Genomic DNA, 531 nt, shown 5'->3' with positions numbered 1-531 from the left:
CCATTCGGAAATCTCCGGATCAAAGCTTACTTACAGCTCCCCGAAGCATATCGGTGTTAGTCCCGTCCTTCATCGGCTCCTAGTGCCAAGGCATCCACCGTGCGCCCTTTCTAACTTAACCTAATTTCGGAAACGATGTTTCCGTAAAAAATATTAGAGAAAATCTTTCAGATGGCGATTACTCGGTCATTCTTTGTCCAGCTTCGGCTCCTAACTTCTCGGCCGTTTCGATCCGCCCCCACAAATCCAAAACCAGGATTTGCATGGTCGGCTCTCCAACGTCTGTCGAAGTTGAACAGTCGCCTACGCTTTTCTTTTTGCCTTCTTCAAATCATTATCTAGTTTTCAAGGAACAACTATTTCATAGAGAGAATTGCTCTCTCAAAACTGAACAAATCATATCGTCACGTTCTTGTAAAAATCCTTAGAAAGGAGGTGATCCAGCCGCACCTTCCGATACGGCTACCTTGTTACGACTTCACCCCAATCATCTGTCCCACCTTAGGCGGCTGGCTCCTTACGGTTACCCCA

General features: G+C 46.5%; 2 rRNA genes. Both read right to left on the bottom strand.

Annotated features, from left to right (window positions below):
- A 23S ribosomal RNA gene (locus tag SM124_RS24015) occupies nucleotides 1-121 on the bottom strand; the annotation flags it as partial.
- A 307-nt stretch (nucleotides 122-428) separates the two neighbouring features.
- Nucleotides 429-531 (bottom strand): 16S ribosomal RNA (locus tag SM124_RS24010); the annotation flags it as partial.

Source organism: Robertmurraya mangrovi (genome assembly GCF_034427655.1).
GTDB classification, from domain to species: Bacteria; Bacillota; Bacilli; order Bacillales; family Cytobacillaceae; genus Robertmurraya_A; species Robertmurraya_A mangrovi.
Note: the sequence above shows the minus strand (reverse complement) of the source record. Positions and strands in the feature narration are given on the sequence as shown.